The 19478-nt window shown below is 64.1% G+C and carries 13 protein-coding genes and 1 pseudogene; 7 read left to right on the top strand and 7 right to left on the bottom strand.

The window, feature by feature from the left end; all coding sequences use genetic code 11:
• Positions 1-163 precede the first annotated feature (163 nt).
• On the top strand, positions 164-1450 hold the full coding sequence (locus AC1MBU_RS07225) for a L,D-transpeptidase (RefSeq protein WP_479789618.1): 1287 nt from the start codon (positions 164-166) through the stop codon (positions 1448-1450).
• 28 nt (positions 1451-1478) lie between these two features.
• Here the strand turns inward: AC1MBU_RS07225 and AC1MBU_RS07230 are convergent, their stop codons facing one another.
• The gene (locus AC1MBU_RS07230) at positions 1479-2282 is read right to left on the bottom strand and encodes an RDD family protein (RefSeq protein WP_056548834.1); all 804 of its coding nucleotides are present in this window, start codon (positions 2280-2282) and stop codon (positions 1479-1481) included.
• Between the two features lie 73 nt (positions 2283-2355).
• Between AC1MBU_RS07230 and AC1MBU_RS07235 the strand changes: the two genes are divergently transcribed.
• A complete protein-coding gene (locus AC1MBU_RS07235) occupies positions 2356-3348 on the top strand; it encodes a stage II sporulation protein M (protein WP_479789619.1) in 993 nt (330 codons plus the stop codon).
• 134 nt (positions 3349-3482) lie between these two features.
• On the opposite strand, the gene AC1MBU_RS07240 is transcribed toward AC1MBU_RS07235, so the two are convergent.
• Positions 3483-5210, bottom strand: a complete 1728-nt coding sequence (locus AC1MBU_RS07240) for an HNH endonuclease signature motif containing protein (RefSeq protein WP_479789620.1) — start codon at positions 5208-5210, stop codon at positions 3483-3485.
• A 186-nt stretch (positions 5211-5396) separates the two neighbouring features.
• Here AC1MBU_RS07240 and AC1MBU_RS07245 point away from each other — a divergent pair, with 186 nt between their 5' ends.
• Positions 5397-6782, top strand: a complete 1386-nt coding sequence (locus AC1MBU_RS07245) for a DUF1461 domain-containing protein (protein ID WP_479789621.1) — start codon at positions 5397-5399, stop codon at positions 6780-6782.
• Positions 6783-6910: 128 nt separating this feature from the next.
• On the opposite strand, the gene AC1MBU_RS07250 is transcribed toward AC1MBU_RS07245, so the two are convergent.
• Together AC1MBU_RS07250 and AC1MBU_RS07255 are read right to left on the bottom strand one after the other, a co-directional pair.
• Entirely contained in the window at positions 6911-8734 is a 1824-nt protein-coding gene (locus tag AC1MBU_RS07250) for an AMP-dependent synthetase/ligase (RefSeq protein ID WP_479789622.1), read from the bottom strand.
• A gap of 75 nt (positions 8735-8809) precedes the next feature.
• Positions 8810-10435 carry a dolichyl-phosphate-mannose--protein mannosyltransferase gene (locus tag AC1MBU_RS07255; RefSeq protein ID WP_479789623.1) on the bottom strand — a complete coding sequence of 542 codons (1626 nt, stop codon included), beginning with the start codon at positions 10433-10435 and terminating at the stop codon, positions 8810-8812.
• Positions 10436-10632: 197 nt separating this feature from the next.
• Between AC1MBU_RS07255 and rsmI the strand changes: the two genes are divergently transcribed.
• Entirely contained in the window at positions 10633-11427 is a 795-nt protein-coding gene (gene rsmI / locus AC1MBU_RS07260; RefSeq protein ID WP_479789737.1) for a 16S rRNA (cytidine(1402)-2'-O)-methyltransferase, read from the top strand.
• 158 nt (positions 11428-11585) lie between these two features.
• Positions 11586-13067: an NAD-dependent succinate-semialdehyde dehydrogenase gene (locus tag AC1MBU_RS07265; protein WP_479789624.1), complete on the top strand. Its 1482-nt coding sequence runs from the start codon at positions 11586-11588 to the stop codon at positions 13065-13067.
• A gap of 144 nt (positions 13068-13211) precedes the next feature.
• Here AC1MBU_RS07265 and AC1MBU_RS07270 read toward each other — a convergent pair whose 3' ends face one another.
• The 3 genes from AC1MBU_RS07270 to AC1MBU_RS07280 are packed head-to-tail and all read right to left on the bottom strand — an operon-like array spanning position 13212 to position 18152.
• Positions 13212-15599, bottom strand: a complete 2388-nt coding sequence (locus AC1MBU_RS07270; protein WP_479789625.1) for a transglutaminase TgpA family protein — start codon at positions 15597-15599, stop codon at positions 13212-13214.
• Positions 15596-17089, bottom strand: a complete 1494-nt coding sequence (locus AC1MBU_RS07275; RefSeq protein WP_479789626.1) for a DUF58 domain-containing protein — start codon at positions 17087-17089, stop codon at positions 15596-15598. The genes AC1MBU_RS07270 and AC1MBU_RS07275 overlap by 4 nt, the downstream gene beginning before the upstream one ends.
• Before the next feature lie 4 nt (positions 17090-17093).
• Positions 17094-18152 (bottom strand): AAA family ATPase, encoded by a 1059-nt coding sequence (locus AC1MBU_RS07280; RefSeq protein WP_277359063.1) that lies wholly within the window; start codon positions 18150-18152, stop codon positions 17094-17096.
• A 200-nt stretch (positions 18153-18352) separates the two neighbouring features.
• Between AC1MBU_RS07280 and AC1MBU_RS07285 the strand changes: the two genes are divergently transcribed.
• Together AC1MBU_RS07285 and AC1MBU_RS07290 are read left to right on the top strand one after the other, a co-directional pair.
• On the top strand, positions 18353-19297 hold the full coding sequence (locus AC1MBU_RS07285) for a TatD family hydrolase (RefSeq protein WP_479789627.1): 945 nt from the start codon (positions 18353-18355) through the stop codon (positions 19295-19297).
• A 46-nt stretch (positions 19298-19343) separates the two neighbouring features.
• Positions 19344-19412, top strand: a pseudogene (locus AC1MBU_RS07290) (hypothetical protein); the annotation flags it as partial.
• Between the last annotated feature and the right edge of the window lie 66 nt (positions 19413-19478).

A 19478-nucleotide genomic window follows, 5' to 3' on the forward strand; every position in this document is an offset into this window, starting at 1 on the left:
TACTGACGCTGCGGCGAGCAGCAGGTTACGGGCGTTGCGACCACCAGGCACAGTGACGTACGGCCAGGAATCGTAACCGGACCGAAGTGTGTCCAGCCGGAGCTGCCGGGTACTCGCGCGTAAAATGGCAACTGGACAGCAACTAGCAGGCAGGGTATAGAGCATGTCGAATCTCTCCGACGGGAAGCAGCCGCGGCGGCGCGGTTGGAAGATCGGTGCGCTGATTGTCGCTGGACTGCTGGTTGTCGGTGGCGGTGCTGTGGCTGCCGTTACTGCGCCGAGTTGGGCTAACTTCGGCAATGAGCAGGCGGCAGCGCCGTCGTCGTCCGCTCCGTCGTCTGCCCCTTCCTCTTCCGGGGAACCGGAAGCTGAGCAAACGGCGGTTGCTGAGGAATTCACGTTCGGTGTGACGCCGACGGACGGTGCGGTAGCGGTGAATCCGGTCACGCTTCCGGAGATCCGGGTGGAGGAGGCGACCATCCAGGACGTGTCGCTTATGCCTGTGGCCGGCGGGGAGCCTGTTGCAGGAACGGTGTCGGAGGACGGTTCCTCCTGGAAGGCCGACGGGCCGCTTTCGTTTGCCACGGAGTATGCGTTCGAGTTCGTTCTTGTCGACACGGCCGGCGGAGAGCACCGGCAGGAGCAGACGTTCACCACCGTTCAGCCGGAGAATGAGGCCAATGCCTGGATGTATCCGGCTCCAGGGTCCACTGTTGGGACCGGCCAGACGATCGAGATCACGTTCAGCGAGCCGGTGATCAACAAGGATGCGGTCGAAAAGGCCATCACGATCACCAGCACGTCCGGCCAGGAGGGTGCGTTCTACTGGCTGAACGATTCAGAGGTGCGCTACCGGGCTCAGGAGTACTGGGATCCGAACAGCACCATCACCGTTGATGTGCAGTTGTTTGGTGTTGATTTCGGTAATGGAATGATCGGCAACTTCAACGACACGTGGTCTTTCTCCACCCACAATGACCGCCTGGCTGTGGTGGACAATGCCACCAAGCAGATGCAGGTCTTCATCGATGGCAAGCTGGAGAAAACCTTCCCCGTGACGCTCGGCACTGAGGAATGGCCATCCTTCTTCGGGTTCTACACCGTGATGGAACAGTACGAGCGGACCAAGTTTACGGCGGAGTCCATTGGTTTGAAGCCGGGCGATCCCGCCTACTACGAGCCGACTGAGGTGAATTTCGCGAGCCGCATTTCGAATGGTGGCGCTTTTGTTCATGAGGCGCTTCCTGCAGCCCAGCCGATTCTGGGTGAATTGAACGTTTCGCACGGTTGTGTAGGCATGAGCCCTGAGGGTGCCAAGTACTTCTATGACATGTTCGGTCCGGGCGACATGCTCGAGATCCGGAATACGGACACCGGTCCGGTGCAGGTCTGGGACGGTTTTGGTGACTGGAACCTGACCTGGGCAGAGTGGACCTCGCAGCAGGTGTGATTTTCTGCTTGCGCTGTAGCTTCAGCGCTCAGGAACTGAACGGCAGCTTGTGAAGCTGTTCGGCCGTGCGTGAGGTTCGTTCGCGCTGTTTCATGAGTCGGGCGTAGTCGCGGTCGCGCCTTTCGGATACGACTGCGTTCAGGAAGTCTTCCGGTGGTGTTCCTGCAGGTGGTGTCGGGAAAACGAAAGCTGATGCTTCGGTGGCTAGTTCAATTGCGAGGGCAGCGCGTGCAGGCGGGGTGAGCCGGTTTGCCTGGCCGATGAACTGTGAGATCCGGCGGGTTAGCGCGTCAGGTAACTGGGCGACGTCGGCAGTTGCGATCCACTCCTGTAACTGCGGTGGCAACACGGCGCGTGTGCGGGACTTGACCACGACGCGCTCGTGCATTGAGTAGGTGCCAGCAAGCAGGTCGCCCAGCCGTTTGGAGCGTTCGTTGAACACTGCAACGAGGAAAGCGAGCGAGCCGACCAGAAGGTAGATTTCCAGGACGGCAAGCATTCCGCGGATGAAGGCATGCCGGAAGCGGATGGAACCGCCGTCGTCGCGCACGATGCGCAGTCCCATCACCAGGCGGCCGAGTGACTTTCCTCTGGTCACCGTTTCGATTGTCACCGGAATGATCACCAGGACAAGAACCACGAGCACCAGAACGAGTGCCTGGGTCAGTGCAGGGTCGAAGGAACCGCCAACGGTGTTTCCGACGGCGACGATGACCCCGATGATCACCAGAATTTGTGCGAGCACGTCGATCATCAGGCTTACGGCACGGGCGCCGAAGGATGCCGGGCGCAGTTCAAGAACGACTGCTTCGCCTGTGATGACCGAGCTCATTGGATGTCCTCCCCTTGGATGAAATCAGCTTAGCTGCCGTTGGCGTGTGGGTTTCGGCGGCTAAGCTGATCGGGTGGATCTGGACGCATTCGAGGAAGTTAACCGCGGTGACTGGAACCGGCTGGATTCGCTCACGCGGCAGCGCCGGTTGCGTGGCCGTGAAGCTGATGAGTTGCTCAGCCTGTATCAGCGCACCTCCACCCACCTGTCGATGATCCGGTCCGTTGCTCCGGAGAGTGCGCTGTCCAACGAACTGTCGATGCGGTTGTCACGGGCCCGGACCAAGTTCACTGGTGCACGCTCGAATGTACTCGAAGATGTTGCGCGATTCTTTGTGATCTCGCTGCCTGCTGCGTTCTACCGGATCCGCTGGCTCACTGTGGTGGTGGGTGTGGTTTTTGTGGGTGTTGCCTGGCTGTTCGGTGCCTGGGTTGTGAATACGCCCGGAGTCATTGCGGCTCTTGGCAGTGACGAGGAGATTCGGCGGTATGTCGAAGAGGACTTCGTCAACTACTACTCGGAGAATCCGGCTGCGTCCTTTGCGGGCCTGGTGTGGACCAACAATGCATGGATTGCGGTTCAGGCGGTCGCTTTTGGGATCACCGGTATCTGGGGTCCGTTCATCCTTTATCAGAATGCCCAGGGCGTGGGGATGGCCGGGGGAATGATGGCCTCCTACGACAAACTCGACGTGTTTTTCATCTATATCCTGCCGCACGGTTTCATGGAGCTGACGGCAATCTTCATTGCGACGGCGGCAGGGTTACGGATCTTTTGGGCGTGGGTTTCGCCGGGAGTACGAACGCGGTCGCAAGCGCTTGCTGAGGAGGGTCGGTCGCTCATTACGGTTGCGTTGGGATTGGTGCTGGTGCTGTTTGTGTCCGGGCTCGTAGAAGGGTTTGTGACGCCGAGTCCGCTTCCGGTGTGGCTGCGGATCGGAATCGGTTTTCTGGTGTTCGCGCTCTATTGGGTCTACACGCTGGTTCTTGGCAGGCGTGCAGTTAGGGCTGGGTACACCGGCGATCTTGCGGATGAGGACCGTGGGGCTTCGGTGCTGACTGCCTGAACGTGAGCGAGGCTGGGTGCGGTGCCGCGCCGACCGTGCCGCGCCGACCGTGCCGTGCGTGCCGCGCCGACCGTGCCGTGCGTGCCGCCCCGACCGCGCCGTGCCGTGCCGGTTCCCCGCACCCCCGGCGGGTGCTAAAAGGGTGGCGGTCTGGTGGTGTAGGTTTTGCCCGCTGGTGAGATGGCGATGATGGTCCCCGGTTCGGGCTGCGTGTAGTCCCAGTGCTCGTGTGTCTTGAACATGTGGTGTTTGGCGCACAGGCAGGAAAGGTTGTCGTGGTCCGTGCGCCCGCCCTTTTGCCAAGGGACGGTGTGATCGATCTCCGTGGCCTTTGCTATCCGGTTGCAGCCGGGATGTCTGCAGGTCTTGTCCCGGGCTCGGACCCAGTCCTGGAGGTGTTTCGGTGGCCGATAGGAGGCCCGGCCGATGGACAGCGCCGCCCCGGTTTCGGGGTGCGTCAGGATCCGGGTGAATGAGGGTGCGTGTCCTGCGAGACGTGCTGCCGTCTCTGCATCGATCGGGCCGTAGCCTTCCAGGACGGCGTAGCCGGGCTGGCTTCGCCTTGTACCGGAACCGGTGTTGCTATCACCGTCTGGCAGACCGTAACCGCTCGAGGTGCCATGTTCGTCTGCGTTCCCGCCGTCCAGCGGGTTCCAGCCACCATCCGCTACGCCGTCTTTCTCAGCATTCCCGGCTCCTGCGTCAGCCATGAAGCCTAGCGATCCGCCATCTGCTCCTCGTCCACCACCGCCCCCTGGCGTTTGGTCCAGAAGGGTGAGGGCTGGCACGGTGATGTGGACGGTTGCCCCGATGCCACGGAACCCGGTGCCCGTGCTGATGTCTCCGGAACAGGTGTGGGTGAGCAGATCAGTAAAGACGTCGGCACGGAGTTGGGTGAGCGTGCGCCACTCGTCCGGTGCCTGGAGTCCGCGGGCTCCGGCGTCGAGCCGGTTGTAAATTCCACACGCCTGTTCCGCCGGCAGGTAGGCGCTCAGCCATGCCATCCCGTCGGTACCCGGCTCGACGATCACCCGCCGTTCGGCAGCGGAACGGGCTTTGCGGATCGGTGCAGCTTCGGGGTGCAGGATCTCCCGCAGTCCATGGGCTCGCCGAGTCAGCTTCGCGACCGTGGACTGCTCAGCCACCTCGACAAGGTCCTGCTCAAACCGGACCGCCGAATCAACTGGGACACCGACGCATTCCTCCACGATCGTGGTCGCGTGCCGCCATGACATCCTGCCCGCTTCCATGCTGGTCAGCGTGCGCTCATGGTGGTTGACCAGCAAGCGGCTCTGCGCCACGAGATTCTTGGCAGACCCGGACGGCATTCGCAGCAGTGCGCCGACTTCTTCGGCTGCGAGCGACAACACAAACTCGTCCTGATCGGCTTGCGCCTGAGCGCTGGCCTGGTCCTCGTTTGCCGGCTGCACTTCGCGTTCGTACAGCTCACGGATGCGGTCCACTAGCCGGGCCTTTTGCGCATCGGCCCAGCACTGCAGCTGGTTCAACCGTTCCAGCGTGTCCACTGCGTCGGTCAGCGATTCCAACGCCCTCATAGGGGACAGCTCAACAACACCCCACGGACCCGATGGTGCGGGTTCGTCTGTTCCTTCCCATATCTGGCCTTCGAACGCCCCGCTGAACGGAACGTCGGTCCAATCCTGAGGTTCAGTCCAGGAAGGCTCCTTCTGGGAGGAGCCTGTGCGGCTGGAATCGGGGTCCGATAGTCCTGACCAGGAGGCGCCGTCGCCAGCGGAGCCTACACGGGAGGCGCCGTCGCCAGCGGAGCCTACACGGGAGGCACCGACAGTGCTGGCAGCATTACTACCAGCACCTGGCGTGAACTCCTCGGAAAACCTCATGAACCCACTCCATCACCCCCCACTGACAAAACCGGATCGTCCGAGCAGCCCTCAATTATGCCCACAGCGAACGCCCATGGAATGCGGACAGGAATGCCGAGGGAGGCCCTGCGGCGTGGCCGACATCAGCGCTGTCAGTCCACGCGGGTACTGTCTTAGGTAGGAATTCCATGCAAGGAGATAGTCGTGGCTGACAAAGCTGAGAACGAGAATCAGAGCGGAACTGCAGGGAGCGAGCGCCGCGCAGCACTGCGCTCGGACCAGCCCGGCGGTGGTTCAACCCGCGTTCGCGAGAGCGGCTTCCCCATGCGGAAGGCCAGTACCCTCCCCGACGTTTCGGCTTACACGCGGGCTTCCCAGAGCGGGACCGAAAACAAGAACGGGACCGAGGCCGAGGCCAAGGTCGAAGCCGAGACCGAAGACAAGAACGAGACCGACACTTCCGTTACTCCGGCCCCGGTTGGAACCCACGTTTCAACAACGTCGCCTGGAAGCGGTGATTCTCATGGAGTTGCTGAACCCGAAATCACATCGACCGGACAAGAAAATCCCATCACCATCGGGTCCGGCTACGGGGGAGGGGTCTACTCGCCACCGGACCACCCCACAGCCGATCCGTCATCGCCCGCGACACAACAAATCGCCGCAATCCCGGTGGGAAGAACCTCAGGCGGGTCCACCGGTGCAGCAACTGCCGAGGACGCAACCCGCGACGACACAACCAGAGATGCAACCCGCGACGACACAACCAGAGACGCAACCAGCGACGACGCCGCCCCTGACACTTCATCGCTCGCCATTCGCCCTCCCGAAGAGGAGGTCAACCGGCGGGCAAATCAGCGTGATGAGGCCGCTGCCGCCAAACCGTTGCTGCCACGCATCCTGCAGGTGGCAGTTGCAGTGTTCTTCCCGATCATCCTTCTCGCCGCAGCGGTTCGGGCTGTCACCACCCCGCTGTTCCTCTGGGTCGAATACCACCGCCCGGGCTTCCCGGCCGACAGCTACGGATTCAGCACGGAAGATCGGATGACCTATGGCTCGTACGCCATGGACTACATCCTCAACTGGGCTCCCGCCCGCTACCTGGGCGACCTCGTCAACACCGACGGCGACCAACTATTCCTCGACAGCGAAGTCGGCCACATGGCTGACGTGAAGGGCGTCCTGTCGACCGGCTTCGTCGTCGCAACCGTTCTCGCCATCCTCACGATCATTGCGTGCATCTATCTGGCACGCCGTTACCCCGGCGGCATCCGTCGCGGCCTGTTCGCAGGGGCCGTCGCAACGCTCGTTCTCGCAATAGCCCTCGCCGTTGCCGGGATTCTGGCCTGGGAAACCTTCTTCACACAGGTTCACGCACTCCTGTTCGCCGACGGCACCTGGACCTTCCGCCTCGACGACACCCTCATCCGACTTTTCCCAGCCCAGTTCTGGATCGACGCCGCGGCAACCGTTGGCGCCATCGTACTGATCGGTGCTGTACTGACCCTCGTCCTCACCTGGCCCACGAAAGCCCGCCGGGAAAAGTCCGCCGACGCCTACGCAGCACGGCGGGCCAACAACGGCATCTAAAGCACGACGACGACGGCAAGACCCGACGACGGCAAGACCCGACGACGGCAGCAGGACGACGACAGGACGCGGCGGGGCCCGCACAACGCGAGTGCGCCGGCAAGACTCAATCAGCCGGTAAGACTGAATCAGGAGTAGAGCTTCTCCACAGCCTCTCGGTAGTCGGTCAACACTGCCGCTTTCTTCAGTTTCAGGGTGGGCGTGAGGTGGCCGGAATCGACGGTGAATTCGGTATCGAGAATGTCGAACTTCCGGATCTGTTCGGCGCGTGACACCAGTTCGTTTGCAGCATCGACAGCCGTCTGCAGTTCCGCTCGCAAGGCAGCAGACGACAAAACCCCACCCGACGACCCTGCCGACGACGCCCCACTAGCATCGGCCCCGTTCGCCTTCACCCAGTTATCCAAAGCATCGCCATCGAGCGTCACCAGAGCAGCCACAAACGGCCGGTTGTCGCCCACAACCAGTGCGTGCGCCACCAGCGGGTGTTCCCGGAGTTTCTCCTCCAGCGGCGCCGGCGCAACGTTCTTCCCGCCGGCCGTCACCAGAAGGTCCTTCTTTCGGCCGGTGATCCGCAGGAAACCGTCCTCGTCCAGTGATCCAAGGTCACCGGTACGGAAGAACCCGTCCTCAGTGAATGACTCTTTATTGGCGACATCATTGTTGTGATACCCCTTGAACACCCCGACGCCGTTGACTTGTATCTCGCCCTCGTCATCGACACGGATGGTGGTCCCGGGCATCGGAATGCCCACAGAACCGACCCGCGTCAACGACACCGTGTTCGCTGTACAGGGAGCCGTGCTCTCGGTCAGACCGTAGCCCTCCAACACGTTGATCCCGGCACCACGGAAGAAGTGCGTGAGATGCTCGCTGAGCGGCGAAGCGCCCGACACCGTATGCACCACCTCACCACCGAAAACTCCCCGCAGCTTTGGGTACAGCACCCGGTCAAACAGGGCATGACGGGCCCGCAACAGCAGCGACGGACCGCTTCCACCCCGCGCCGCAGCATCCAGAGCCTTCGAGTATGCAACCGCAGTGGCATCCGCTGCCCGGAAAATCCTGCCCTTCCCGGCCGCCTCAGCCTTCTGCGAAGCGGTGCTGTAGATCTTCTCGAAGATGCGCGGCACCACCAGCAGGAACGTGGGCTTGTACGCAGCGAGATCGTCCAGCAGTTCGGCGGCATTGGACGTGTGGCCAAGCTTCACGCCGGCACCAAGACAGACCAGCTGAACCGCACGCGCCAGCACATGGGCCAACGGCAGGAACATCAGGGTCCGCGCATTTTCCTGCTTGAGCAGCTCCGGCAGGAACTCGATGGTGTTCACAGCAAACAGTGCAAAGTTGCCGTGCGTGATCTCGCACCCCTTGGGATGCCCGGTAGTACCCGACGTGTACACCAGCGACGCCACATCATCCAGCACCCGGCTGCTCCGCGCAGACTCGAGCACATCGTCGCTGACGGACTCCCCGTCAGACGCCAACGATGCAAAGGAGGCAGCGCCGTCGTCGTAATTCATCAGCACGAGCTGCGCTTCCGGCGCAGCCTCGCGTACCACCGCCGCTTTCTCCTCGTTCTCAATGAGCACGACGACGGCGGCAGAGTCCTTCAGAATGAAACTCACCTGGTGCGCCGAGGAGGTCTCGTAAATGGGAACGGTGACGGCTCCGGTGAACCAGATGGCAAGATCAGCGAGGGTCCATTCATAGCGGGTCTTCGACATGACCGCCACCGAATCACCCGGTTGAACGCCGCGCGCCAGAAGCCCCTTTGCAAGCGCACGCACCTGTTCCAGGAAGGAGTCGGCACTGACGTCCTTCCAGATGCCATCCGTCTTCACCGCATACAGCGGGGCCTTCGGAGCGCGTTTGTGCTGGGTGATGAGGAGGTCGGTGACGTTGGACTCGGCCGGCAGATCGACCATGAGCTCGGTGGAGGATTCCCGCATAGCGTGCAACTCGCTTTCCCTCGGTGGTGACTGGCGAACGGAGAACTGACGCCTGGACTGACAATCTATGCCGCGTCAGATCCAGCTCGGCATCCACATCCGCAGACGCCACTGGTTGTAGGGGATGGTTTCAGCCGTCCAGATGGGCAGGAAGAACGCGGATACCAGCACTGCGAGCACAACGAATCCCCCCACGAGCAGAATACCGTTCCGGCGCCGCCACGGCGGATCGCTGGCACGGCCCAGAATCAGCCCCAGCACATAGACCAGTGCCAGGACGAGGAACGGCTCAAACACGATCGCATAGAAGAAAAACATGGTGCGGTCCGGAAACAGGAACCACGGTAGATACCCGGCAGCGAAACCGGCGAGGATGGCACCTGCCCGCCAATCCCGCCGGCCAACCCAAAGTAAGAGCACCACCAGCAGCGACAGCGCAGCGCCCCACCAGATCAGCGGGTTGCCCACCACACTGACGGCCTGCGAACAGTCGGACGCACCACACGTCAGCCCGTCCGACTGGTAGTGAAAGGACGTCGGCCGCCCCATCACCAGCCACGACCACGCCGTTGCCTCATACGGATGCTCAGAACTGAGCCCCTCATGGAACGTATACGCGCTGCGGTGGTACTCGGCCAGCGAGCGCAGGGGAGCGGGGACCCAGTCCCACAGCGGGTCGGGATTGTCCGCCGCCCACTGCCGGTCATACGCATCAGAAGAGAGGAACCAGCCGGTCCACGTTGCCAGATAGGTCAGCAGCGCTACCGGCACAATTGAGACAAACGCCTGCAGACCATCACGGACGACGGCGCCACGCACCCAACGCCGAACCCCCACCGTGCGCCTGGCGGCCATATCCCACAGCACGGTCATCAGGCCGAACACCGCAATGTACGGCAGCGCCGACCACTTGGTACCCAGCGCCAACCCCAACGCGACTCCAGCGGCAATCCGCCACGGACGCAATCCCAGCCACGGCCCGTACAGCAACTGCTCCCGCGTGGGTTGGCCACGCTCACGCGCCAGAGAGGCCATCAGCACCGCCAACCGGCGCCGCGCCCAGTTCCGGTCAAGCACCAGCAGCGCAAACGCAACCAGTACCCAGAACATGAGGAAAACATCCAGCAGGGACGTCCGTGAATGGACCAGATGATGCCCGTCGACCGCCAACAGCAACCCGGCAATACCGCCCAACACCACCGACCCGAATAACCGCTGCGCCACCAGAGCCAGGACGAGGATGGACAGCGTACCGACCACCGCCGCCGTAAACCGCCAGCCAAATGGATTGGACGGCCCGAATAGCAACATGCCGAACGCGATCATCCACTTGCCGACCGGCGGATGCACCACATAATCCGCCGTCTCCAGGATTACCCCGGGATTGCCGGCGTTGAAGGACTCATCCGCCTCCTCCGGCCACTCGCGCTCATACCCGGACTGCAGGTAGGAGTAGGCGTCTTTGACGTAGTAGGTCTCGTCAAAGACCAGAGTGCCGGGCTCACCCAGCCGGACAAACCGCAGCACGCCACCGATCAGCGCCACCACCACTGGAATCAGCCAGCCCCACACGCCGAACGGAAGCTGCTCACCCAGCAGACGGCGCCGCAGCACCGGCTCGGAAAACGCCGTGCGCGCCGAAACGACCCACTGCCGCCCAGACCCCTCGGGGACGGCTGCGGCAGTGGTGGTTTGGCTCACGGAATCATCGTACCGAGCGGCTCTGACAGTTCCGGGACAGCTAGGCTGAACCAGTGACAGAACCTACGGACAAGACGGAACATTCCGACGACGACGCCCCGCTCCTTCCGGAAAACCTCACCTCCGAGGACCCGGGCTCCCGGACGCTGATCCCCGGAAACGGCAGCATTGTCCTGGCTGCCACACCGATCGGAAATATGGGCGACGCCACGTTCCGGCTGGTGTCGCTCCTTGAATCCGCCGATGTCATCGCCGCCGAAGACACCCGGCGCCTGCAGCGGCTCATCCGTTCCCTCGAGGTGAGCCCACGCGGCAGGACCCTGAGCTACCACGAGCACAACGAAGCCTCACGAACCCCCGAACTGCTGGACCTCGTTGACGCCGGTGCAACCCTCCTGCTCGTGACCGACGCCGGTATGCCCTCCGTCTCCGACCCCGGTTTCCGCCTCGTCGAAGCCGCCGCCGAACGGAACATCACGGTCACCGTTGCCCCCGGACCCTCCGCCGTCCTCACGGCACTCGCCCTCTCCGGCCTCCCCACCGACCGCTTCTGCTTCGAGGGGTTCCTGCCCCGCAAGACCGGCGAACGCGCCGCCCGCCTTGCCGACCTGCGCACCGAACGCCGCACCATGGTGTTCTTTGAAGCGCCCCACCGGCTCGAAGCGATGATCCGCGCACTGCACTCCGAATTCGGCGCGGACCGGCAGGCGTGCGTTACACGCGAACTCACCAAACGCTATGAAGAGGTGATCCGCGGACCGCTGCAGCACTTGCTCGAGTGGGTGGAAGGCAACGAGATCCGGGGGGAGATCGCCGTCGTCGTCGGCGGTGCACCGGAAGATGCGCCGACCGAACCGGAAGACCACGTCCATGCCGTCAACGAGCTGATGAGCCAGGGGCTTCGGCTCAAGGAGGCCGTTGCTGCCGTTGCCGAAGACCGGCGCGTCAGCAAGCGGGAGCTGTATGCCGCGGTGGTGGCCGCGAGGACGTAACCTTCAACGGGAGGCGAGCTGCTGTGCAGTACAACAGCAGATCCGGGACTACGTGGTGCAGGTTTGTATGGACAGGGCCCAAAACGCAGGGCTAGCGTGAAGGCCAAGATGCAAGAACGGCTCCTGCACTCACCATCGTCGATCGTAAAGGCTTCCGGATGACTATCACCGCCCAGCGCGAACAAGAACTTCTGTCCTCGGTCCCCACCGGCCTGCTGATCGGCGGCCAGTGGCGTGACGCCTCGAACGGCAAGACGTTCGACGTCGAGGACCCGGCCACCGGCAAGACGCTCCTCACCATTGCGGACGCGAGTCCCGAAGACGGCAAGGCCGCACTGGATGCCGCCGTCGAGGCACAGGACAGCTGGGCCAGAACGGCGCCGCGCGAGCGAGGCGAGATCCTGCGCCGCGCCTTCGAACTCGTCACGGAACGCGCCGACGACTTCGCCCTCCTGATGACCCTGGAAATGGGCAAGCCCCTCGCCGAAGCCCGCGGTGAAGTGACCTACGGCGCCGAGTTCCTCCGCTGGTTCTCCGAGGAAGCCGTCCGCATGTCCGGCCGCTACTCCACAGCACCGGACGGCAAGTCCCGCATCCTCGTCAACAAGAAGCCCGTAGGCCCATGCCTGTTGATCACCCCGTGGAATTTCCCGCTGGCCATGGCAACGCGCAAGATCGCACCCGCAGTTGCCGCCGGCTGCACCATGGTGCTCAAGCCCGCCAACCTGACCCCGCTCACCTCGCTGCTGTTCGCCAAAGTGCTTGAAGAGGCCGGCCTGCCCAAGGGCGTCCTCAACATCGTGAGCACCACCAGCGCCGGTAAGGTCACCGGACCCCTCATCAAGGACAGCCGCCTGCGCAAGCTCTCCTTCACCGGTTCGACGCCGGTTGGCCGCCGATTGCTGGCCGACGCCTCCGAGAACGTCCTGCGCACCTCGATGGAGCTCGGCGGAAACGCACCGTTCCTGGTCTTTGAGGATGCTGACCTGGACAAGGCGGTCGAGGGCGCCATGGCCGCCAAACTCCGCAATATGGGCGAGGCGTGCACCGCAGCCAACCGGTTCATTGTGCACGAGTCCGTCGCGGCCGACTTCGCCGACAGGCTCGCCGCCCGCATGAAGGACGTCACCCCGGGCCGGGGCACCGAGGACAGTTCGAAGCTTGGCCCGCTGATCGACGGCAAGAGCCGCGACAACGTGCACTCCCTGGTGCAGGACGCGGTCGACGACGGCGCGCAGGTCCTCTCCGGCGGCTCACCCATAGATGGTCCCGGTTACTTCTACCCGGCGACGGTGCTCGCGGATGTGCAGTCCGGCTCCCGCATCCTGCAGGAGGAGATCTTCGGTCCGGTGGCCCCGATCATCACCTTCTCCACCGAAGACGACGCCGTTCGGCTGGCCAACAATACCGAATACGGACTCGTGGCGTACGTTTTCACCCGCGACCTGAACCGTGGGCTTCGGATGGGCGAGCGGTTGGACACCGGCATGCTCGGCCTCAACGCGGGCGTCATCTCCAACGCAGCGGCTCCGTTCGGCGGCGTGAAGCAGTCGGGCCTGGGACGTGAAGGCGGGTACGAGGGCATCGAGGAATACCTCTACACCCAGTACGTGGGCATCGCGGACCCGACCGCGAGCTGAACCCCGCGGGCTAAGCCGCTACGGTTTCGGGTTCAGGCCCGGGCCGGATTGCCCACCTTCTGGCCTGTGAAGCCGCAGAACGACGGCGTGTCACCCCCGACACGCCGCCGGTGCGTTCAGAAGGTGGGCAGGACGGCCCGCGACTCAGCGCGAAGCGGCAGCAGCAGCAGCAGCAACAACCTCTTCGCTCCGCTGCGCCCCGAACGGCTGCGACAGCGAGCGGGGCCAGAACCGGGCCCGCAGCCGTGCCGCAGGAGTCGCAGATTCATGCAGCGCGTCGGTGACGGCCTGCACGTCATCCCAACTGTTCGCCGTCCGTGGCTGCGCACCGGAGACGGCAAACTCCGCATACTCCTCTTCCTCATAGGCGCGCCGCAGCCGGGCCAGCGCTGCCGCCGGCGCTTCATCGAACCCGGCCCGCAACCGTTGCTCGAACGTCCGCGGTGTGTCGGTGGGCAGGGGAGGGACTCCGTAATCGGCGGCCAGCTCCACAGTTTCCGCCCACGCCACCGTTGCTGAGCCCACTCCTTCGGTGTTGGCAGTGACAGAACGACGACGGCGCCGGGTCCGCATCCGCCGCAAGGCCATCGGCGTCAACGCCAGCAGCACGAGCACTCCACCGAGGATCACCCCGAGAGCGGAACTGCGCTCGGCACTCTCCCGCACCGCCTGCGGCGACTCCTCCTCCACAGCCTGCGGGGACGGAGTCGCAGTGGACGGCGTCCCCGGCAGAGCGTTCGGGTTCAGGTTGCCTTCGTTCGGTACGGGACCGGTAGGCACCACGGTCGAGAACGCGTACTCGGGCACCGAACCGCGTGATGGCGTGGGCTCAAACCGCACCCAGCCGACACCTTCGAAATACAGCTCCGGCCAGGCATGCGCATCCTTGGAGTTGACCGAAAACTCGACAAACCGTTCGTCGTTGGGTCCACGCGAAACGTCGCCGGTGGGCGTTCCGGGCGAGTACCCCACGGCCACCCGGCTCGGAATCCCCGCCTGCCGGGCCATCACTGCCATGGTTCCGGCATAGTGCACGCAGTACCCGGATTTCGACTCGAGGAAACGCGCCATTACATCCAGGCTGTTGCCGTCATACCCGCCGTCCACCGGCGCATCCACCGAGTACACAAAGGACGGTCCGCGCAGGAACTGCTGGATGGCGATCGCCTGGTCATACGGGTTGCTGATGCCATCCACTACCGCTGCCGTGGTCTCACCGATGATGCCGGGCACGGAATCGGGAAGGGCGAGGAACTGCTCGGGCACGGACTCGGGATCAGCCGGCGGGATGGCCTGGAGCCGCTCGCGAGTCAGCACCGGCTCGGCACTGCGGATCAGGTATTCCTGCTGCGCCGTTGAGCCGCCGTCAATTGCAAGGATGCTGAGGTTCGCCGGATCATAGGCCCACCGCCCATTGAGGCCCTCGACGGACACCGGGGCATACGGCGCCAACAGCCACGGGCTGGTGAAGCTGTCCGTACTGACCCGCGTGAGTGTGGTCGCCGCAAAAGGCTGGTTCTCGGAGAACAGTTCGTCCACACCGGCCACCCGCTGGCCCAGACGCTGATCAGGCTCCCACCGCTGACCGCTGAAATCCTCCAGCGTGACCGACCTCAGATACAGCGGGTCATCCGACGTAGTGGAGTACTCGATCCGCCCGAACCCATTGGGATTGCGCAGGTCATTGCCGAGCGTGACAATCGGATTCAGCCCCGTCGCCGCACCCCACAGGTTCACCCGCGCGCCCTGTGGAAACGCCCCCGAGTTGAAGCCGGGAATGGCCAGCGGAAGCACGACGGCGATGCCCAGTGCCAGCGCCCCGATTGTCACTCCCCGGGTCAGGTGGGCGCCTGACAACTCGCCCGACGACGCCGATTCCCACTGCGATTCACGCCAGTGCGCACAGCCCAGGAGCAGCAGGAACCCTGCCACTGCAGCAATGAACGCCGGCACGCCAACGCTGTTGATACGTACGACGGCGGGAACCACCAGCACTGCCAGCAGCGCCAGTCCGGCGGTGGCCGGCATACGCAACGATGTGGCGAGGGTGTCCACGAGGACGGCAATGAGCCCCATGCCGGCACAGACCACCAGGAAGAGCCCGGCCGTTGGTAACACCGGCGCCACCTGGGACACCACGGTGTTCTCGGCGTGCCCCAGCAGGATGGTCAGCCGGCCAACGAACCCGTCACCCGGAAAAAAGCCAAAGGTGCTCTGTGACGGGAAGAACTGCCAGATCAACGAACCCGCCAGGGCAAGGATGCCCACCAGGGGAGCGAAATAGGAGGGAAGACGCGAAACACGGGTCAGCGCCATGAAGAACAGCACCGTTCCCACCGTCACCAGGACGGGCGTGAACCAGGTCCAGCCGAAGATCACCCCGGACAGGCTCGTGGACGTCAGCATCACAGCCCCGAACGACGCCGCCGTAACCAGCAGGTGCCAATGGCTCCGACGGGTAGCGGCCGGCCGGTTCGGAAGAACACGTTGTGCCTGTCCGTCGGCTGGAGGCCGGAAGAGAGTGGCGGTCATGAGGAAGCTCCTGAGCGGAGAGTAGTTTTCGCTGTAGAGGAAGTGACAGTGGCGGGCGGTGTGTCCAGGTGCGCCCAGGCGGTAGCGACGGACGCGTTCGGCGTCACAGCCACCACGTGCCAGCCGGCACTGCGGAGGATGTCCATGACCGAGTGGAGGTCCCGTGGGCGCTCGCTGACCAGGATGGCGAGGGACTGCGAGCCGTACTCGGCTGCCTGGCCCAGATCACGTGCCTCATCCTCGGTAATTGCACCGAGGAGGGCAATCAGCGGCCCCCGGTTCTTCAGCCCCGCAAGCTTGTCCAGCATCGGATCGCCAAACGGCACAGCAGAGGACCGGTCAGCGACGGACCGCGCAGCAACCGACCGCGCAGAAACAGACCGGGCCGAAACAGATCTCGCAGAAACCGGCCGGTCAGCAACCGACCGCCGCTTCTGCGACGACGTGGACCGCTTCGCAGGATCCGGCAACAGCTCCAGCGCGGCCAACCCCTGCGCGATTCCATGCAGCCCGGCTGGCCCGGAGAACTCCTCATCTCCGGGCCACGGCGCTGACACCGATCGCTGCAGAGCCGGCGCACCCGTCTCGTCGACAAACCGCAGCGCGTAGCTGCGCTCGAGCAGGTGCGCTGAAATGGAGACAGCAGCAACCACCGCCCACTCGAACGTGGGTGAGGACAGCATGCTGGAATCGGTGTCCGGATCCCCACCGAACGCGGACAGGAAACCCGACCCGTAACTGGCCTGCCGCTGATCGAGGATCAGGGTGGCCTCGGGCGTAGTGACCGATTCCTCCTGCCGCACCATGAGCTCGTTGTGCCGGGCCGTCGCCGCCCAGTGCACCCGGCGCATGGGATCGCCGTGGCGGTATTCGCGGGTCATGACGTCGTCGTCGCTGGGGTTGGCGTTCCGGCGGGTCACGGCATTGCCGTCCGTCCCACGGACACCGGTCAGCGGAGAATGGGGCAGATCGAGCGGGCTCGGCGTGACCACCAGCCGGTCGGTTCCACCGAGGGTGTGGCGGGAGATGCCCAGACCAAAGGGGTCGGTGAAGCCGGCGGTGACAGGGCCGACGTCGTACACTCCACGCGCTGCCGAGCGCAGCCGGTACTCATACAGGCTCACACCGCTGGGAGTGGGGTGGCGGGCGGGGAAGTGGAATTCGGGGGCGTCGCCGAAGCGCTGCGGCAGTTGTTCGCGCATGACCACCGAACCGCCCAACGGTCCGTCGGAGGCAACCGACAGCGTCACCGTGGTGGTGAATCCCGTTTCCATGCTCTGCGGTGCAAAGGTCCGGTGCACGGTGAACCGCGGCTTGACGAGGTGAAGCACCAGCACGGACGCCAGCGGCAGGAGAACCAGGAGGATGCCCAAGTACAGCAGGTCCCGCCGGCCGAGGAACTGGGCAAAGAGGAGCGACAGCACACCGGCCGCAGCCAGGCCCCAACCGCGGGCCGTCAGGACCCGGGGCAGCCGCTCGACCAGGGACATGGTCCTAGCCGTTTCGGGAGGAGGCGCTCGCAGCGTCACGTGCCACCGGCACGCGGGCGAGGATGCCGGCAATGATTGACGACGGCGTCTCACCGGAGCTGAGTGCCTTGCGGTCCAGGATGAGCCGGTGTGCCAGAACGGCTTCGGCGACGGCAGCGACGTCGTCGGGCAGAACGAAGTCCCGGCCCTCCAGTGCTGCACCGGCCTTCGCCGCCCGCAGCAGCTGCAGCAGGCCGCGCGGACTGGCGCCGAGGCGGAGCTGGGCGTGTTGGCGGGTGGCATGGCCAATCCCGACCGTGTATTCCTTCACCGCGGGGGAGACGTACACCTGCCGGACCTGGCGGATCATCGCCGCAACATCCTCAACACCGGCAACCGGCTGGATGGAACGCAACGGCGAGACGGACTGGTGGGTCTCCAACATGTCCATCTCAGAGCTCATGTCCGGGTAGCCCATGGAGATGCGGGCCATGAAGCGATCGCGCTGGGCTTCGGGCAGGGGATAGGTGCCCTCCATTTCGATCGGGTTCTGCGTGGCGATGACCATGAACGGCTCGGCCAGCCGGTGGGTGGAGCCATCCACCGTGACCTGGTGTTCCTCCATGCATTCGAGCAGGGAGGACTGCGTCTTGGCGGACGCGCGGTTGATCTCATCCCCGATCACGATGTTCGCGAACACCGGCCCACGCCGGAACTCGAACCGGTGGGAATCCTGGTTGTAGATGGATACGCCGGTCACGTCGGAGGGCAGCAGGTCCGGAGTGAACTGGATGCGGTTGACGCTGCAGTCGATGGTCCGTGCCAGAGTCTTGGCCAGCATGGTCTTGCCGACGCCCGGCACGTCCTCCAACAGCAGATGTCCCTCGGCGAGCAGCACCGTCAAAGCCAACCGGGCGGCGTCGGGCTTGCCGTCAATCACGGTGTTGATGGACTGCAGGATGCGCGTGCTGGTGTCGTGGAACGTCTCGCCCGTCATCGGCGGGCGGGCGGCCTCCGCACTTGTTCCTGTGGAAGCGCTGGGCGCCGTGCCGTTCGGAGTGGCGTACTGGTTGTGGGCGTCCATCGATACCTTCCGTCAGACGCTGCCGGGAACGTAGGCACCACCTCGGTGTGGAGATACGTCAGTGAAACACGCGCGGGGCAACGGTTGCTAACTAGCTCAAGACTACTAGGACAACTGGGGTTCGTGGCGGAAAGTTCCTTTGATCAGGAGGAAGCACCGGAGCTCCGCTGGGTTTTGCAAGGAAAGTCTAGGGTTGGACCATGTGCACCAGTTCGATCCCCGTTCAGTACCGCCCTGTTGAGACGCCTGTTGAGACCTCAGCGGAAGATTCTTCCAGCAGGTCGCGTGCTCCCGAGGCGGGCGGCCGCAGCCGGAAACTCGACTATCCGCCGGCACCGGAGCCGCTTCCGTTCCCGGTGATGGACAACCACACGCACCTTGATTTCCGGGACGGGCAGGTTGCCGTCAGCGCGACGGACGCCATGGACGCGGCGGAGGCCGTCGGCGTCGGTTTCGCGGTGCAGGTGGGCACGGATGTGGAGTCCTCCCGCTTCACCGTCGACGCCGTTAACCGTGATTCCCGCCTGCTGGGCGCCGTGGCGATCCACCCCAATGAAGCACCTGTCCTTGCAGAGGCGGGCACGCTTGAGGATGCGCTCGCCGAGATCGAACACCTCGCGCAGCATCCCCGCATCCGGGCGATCGGCGAGACCGGGCTGGACTACTTCCGCACCGGTGAGGACGGCCGCGAACGGCAGGAGTACTCCTTCCGCCGGCACCTGGACATTGCCCGCCGGCTTGACCTCGCCCTGCAGATTCATGACCGGGACGCGCACGACGACGTCGTGAAGGTCCTGCGCTCGGAGGAACCTCCCGAGCGGGTCGTCTTCCACTGCTTCTCCGGCGACGCCGACCTGGCGCGAATCTGTAACGAGAACGGCTGGTTCATGTCCTTCTCCGGCACAGTCACCTTCAAGAACTCCTGCGGTTTGCGGGACGCGCTGGACGTGGCGGATCCCTCGCTGATTCTCACCGAAACCGATGCACCGTTCCTCACCCCGCACCCGTTCCGTGGCCAGCCGAACGCGAGTTACGCCGTTGCCTACACGGTGCGGTTCATGGCCGAACATCTGGGGACCGACCTCGAGGAGCTGTGCCGGACCATCAACGCGAACACCCGCCGCGCGTACGGTGAGTGGGAGTGACGTACGCCTTATTACTTATTCATAGCGCTTCCGATATGATTACGTAATGGTCCTGAGTGTTCCAGAATTGGCTAAGCGACTCTCTGTCAACGAAAGCCGCGCTCGGCTTCTCGTTCAATCGGGGCGTATCCCTGCCCAAATGGTCGGGGGTAGATGGGTCATTGAGGAAGCGGACGCCGCC

This window comes from Arthrobacter sp. PTI12, from assembly GCF_056679915.1.

Bases quoted from the DNA above. Each gene is read 5' to 3' on its own strand.
- AC1MBU_RS07280 (WP_277359063.1), bottom strand. From the start codon at position 18,152: ATGGACGCCCACAACCAGTACGCCACTCCGAACGGCACGGCGCCCAGC.
- AC1MBU_RS07230 (WP_056548834.1), bottom strand. From the start codon at position 2,282: ATGAGCTCGGTCATCACAGGCGAAGCAGTCGTTCTTGAACTGCGCCCG.
- AC1MBU_RS07270 (WP_479789625.1), bottom strand. From the start codon at position 15,599: ATGACCGCCACTCTCTTCCGGCCTCCAGCCGACGGACAGGCACAACGT.
- AC1MBU_RS07265 (WP_479789624.1), top strand. From the start codon at position 11,586: ATGACTATCACCGCCCAGCGCGAACAAGAACTTCTGTCCTCGGTCCCC.
- AC1MBU_RS07240 (WP_479789620.1), bottom strand. From the start codon at position 5,210: ATGAGGTTTTCCGAGGAGTTCACGCCAGGTGCTGGTAGTAATGCTGCC.
- rsmI (WP_479789737.1), top strand. From the start codon at position 10,633: ATGGGCGACGCCACGTTCCGGCTGGTGTCGCTCCTTGAATCCGCCGAT.
- AC1MBU_RS07275 (WP_479789626.1), bottom strand. From the start codon at position 17,089: ATGTCCCTGGTCGAGCGGCTGCCCCGGGTCCTGACGGCCCGCGGTTGG.
- AC1MBU_RS07250 (WP_479789622.1), bottom strand. From the start codon at position 8,734: ATGCGGGAATCCTCCACCGAGCTCATGGTCGATCTGCCGGCCGAGTCC.
- AC1MBU_RS07225 (WP_479789618.1), top strand. From the start codon at position 164: ATGTCGAATCTCTCCGACGGGAAGCAGCCGCGGCGGCGCGGTTGGAAG.
- AC1MBU_RS07285 (WP_479789627.1), top strand. From the start codon at position 18,353: ATGTGCACCAGTTCGATCCCCGTTCAGTACCGCCCTGTTGAGACGCCT.